Here is a 1342-nt window from a genome sequence, read left to right as displayed (position 1 = left end):
TGAAACCTATCTCTGAAAAGTATTCAGATAAGGACATACAAAGCAATAAACTAATTGATGATTTAAAATCTTATATTAGTCAATGGGAGCGTAAATACTACCACCCTTTTATCTCAGACCATAATTTGGCACAGGTAAAAGCATTTGTAGAAGAGATTAGCCCTAAAGTTGCTGATATAAAAAAACTTGTTGCGGAAGAATATCAAAAACGTAAGAAAGAAATTAGGGAGATTGCTACTGATGATAAATTGGGTACATGCATCAATAATCTTCCAAAGGGCACTCCCTTTTCTTTTTCCGAGATAAAGCAAATTGTTTCAGAAGGAGCTTATCGCTACAAAAACGAGATACCTCCTGGCTACAAGGACGCATTTACAAAGTCTGGAATCCGGCAATATGGAGATTTGATTATATGGAAGGAAATCATACGTTTTGCTAGAGAAAAAGATAAGGATGTAATTTTTATAAGTAACGACGTAAAGGCAGATTGGATTATAGTTGACGAATCTGATAAGTGTAAAGGACTGGAAAAGCCTCTAAAAGAGGAACTTGGTAATCCAAGAAGAGAACTGCTGGCAGAGTTTGAGGAAGATACAGGACATAAGATATGGTTCTATCAAACATCAAAATTTATAGAGCATATTGAAAAGTCTTATCAGCCAGACGAACCTGTTTTGGAATTTCAAGGAAAATTGGGTGCGGCAAAGGATGTTCTTCTGCGAAAGGTTCAGGAGCGACAAATGAAAAGAGATCACTCGGGAGATAGGCTTTTAATACGTTGTGATTCATGTGGTGAAATGTTTGAAGTAGATCCTGATGATTTTAATTTTGATTGGGAGAGTTCATACGCAGATGACCGCGGTATGGGGTATGAAATCGAATATGAATCATATGAGATTTGTGAATGTCCTAATTGTGGCAGACAGATAGACCTCACGTTGCAAATATGGGAGTATCCAATGGGGTTTATAAACAACCAAAATATCGAAATTGATGGCGGAGAGATAGAATGTACTGTTGATTTATCACCCTATTTCGAAGTAGATAAAACTGACACTTGTGTTCGTTGTGGAGAATATGCCGTTTTGAATGATTTTGGATTATGTACTAATTGTGAAGAGGAGTATAATAGATTTGTCAATTCTGATGATTAGTTAATTGGTATGAGATACGTAAAAACTTGCCAATGTGTTTGGTGTGGAAAAACAGAGCCAGAGGTTAGCTTTAGGGCTGCTCCTCATATCATTCCGCATAATCTGGGGAGCGATGATATAGGATTTGACGTTTGTGATGATTGCAATCATTATTTTGGAAAAGCAACACGAGGTGTTCCTTCATGCGA

At 36.9% G+C, this 1342-nt stretch carries 2 protein-coding genes; both read left to right on the top strand.

What is annotated here, in order from left to right; translation table 11 throughout:
* The coding region (locus QVD32_RS13135) for a PIN-like domain-containing protein (protein ID WP_287710385.1) at positions 1 to 1154 on the top strand (1154 nt) is incomplete at its 5' end.
* Positions 1155 to 1163: 9 nt separating this feature from the next.
* A partial coding sequence (locus tag QVD32_RS13275; protein ID WP_353847107.1) for an HNH endonuclease occupies positions 1164 to 1342 on the top strand: 179 nt, incomplete at its 3' end.

The sequence above is a fragment of the Barnesiella sp. genome (assembly GCF_022723415.1).
Taxonomy (GTDB): Bacteria; Bacteroidota; Bacteroidia; order Bacteroidales; family Barnesiellaceae; genus Barnesiella; species Barnesiella intestinihominis.
This window is presented reverse-complemented; position numbering and strand designations above follow the sequence as displayed.